This window comes from Natrinema soli (assembly GCF_028618695.1).
Genome location: NZ_JAQIVI010000162.1, coordinates 1,283 through 2,336, shown reverse-complemented (window position 1 = coordinate 2,336; position 1,054 = coordinate 1,283). Strand labels below are relative to the sequence as shown.

Genomic DNA, 1,054 nt, shown 5'->3' with positions numbered 1-1,054 from the left:
CTCGACTTAGACTGTGGAATCAAGACAAACGCACCGGCCGTCCGCTGTACATCTGATAGTGACACAAATTTGAGTGGTGTACTTATAAATAATTTTATAATTAATGATAGGTCTGACGATGATATGAGTCCAAGCGTCAGGATCCAACGCCCTGATGTCACTCTTCGTTCTGGTGTAATCAACGCTGAAAACCGCTTACCACTTGGTGGGTCTGAAATTCACGAACTCAAGGACGTGGATATCAACGGCTAGCACAGCATGAATTCGTAAAATCATCTTGTTGTTTCTGACGACTCGCTTGAGTTCTTCGTAAGGGTTGCGTCCCTGCTGGCTCCACGTCGCCAGCAGGGACAACAATGTTTCATTGACAGGCACTCCTCGGTTATTGTGGAGTGCCCCGACAACTTTCCGGAGACCGACCAGCTCACGAAGAGCGTTCTCTGCGGCGTTGTTCATTGGCGAGACCGCTGGCTCACCGATGAAGGTGAGCCAGTGGTCGATCCCTCCTTTGATTTTCCTGAGCAATGTTGCCACTGGTTTGTCGGCTACTGACCGCTCAGCGAGTGATCTGAGTCCGTTCTGGGTAGATCAATGCATCTGCGCTTGTTCACGATTACTCGGGTCGGTCTCCAGCCAGGACTGGAGACCCGACATACATCTGCTTGAGCATCCGGTAGATCGGCTCTGTGTCCCTGTAATCATCAGCTACGTCTTCAGCTTCGCGGAGAATGTGTGCCCAACACCGCTGAAGGTTACTGCTGAAGGCTGGATACGCCGTCCGGCCATCACATACGGCCGTTCCCGTGAAGTTCTCGCTGAGGACTTCTGCGGGAACACCATGTCAACGACTTTTAACGGCATATAATGTGTGCTCAGTAGTCCTGACCCACGCCTGTTCCCGTCACGTTTGTACCAGTTTCGTCAACGTGGACGATATCAGTGTCTTGTATCTGCCGCCGAATCTATTCGTACTCACAACATCCAGCGCGCACTGCGCGCTCGATTGCGTAACCACGCGGACACGGATGAGGGGTTCAGTTGGTAAAGTTGGTCG

The 1,054-nt window shown here is 51.8% G+C and carries 1 pseudogene; it reads right to left on the bottom strand.

From position 1 onward, the window contains the following. Positions 1-195: 195 nt before the first annotated feature. A pseudogene (locus tag PGX04_RS11490) lies at positions 196-1,054 on the bottom strand (IS66 family transposase); the annotation flags it as partial.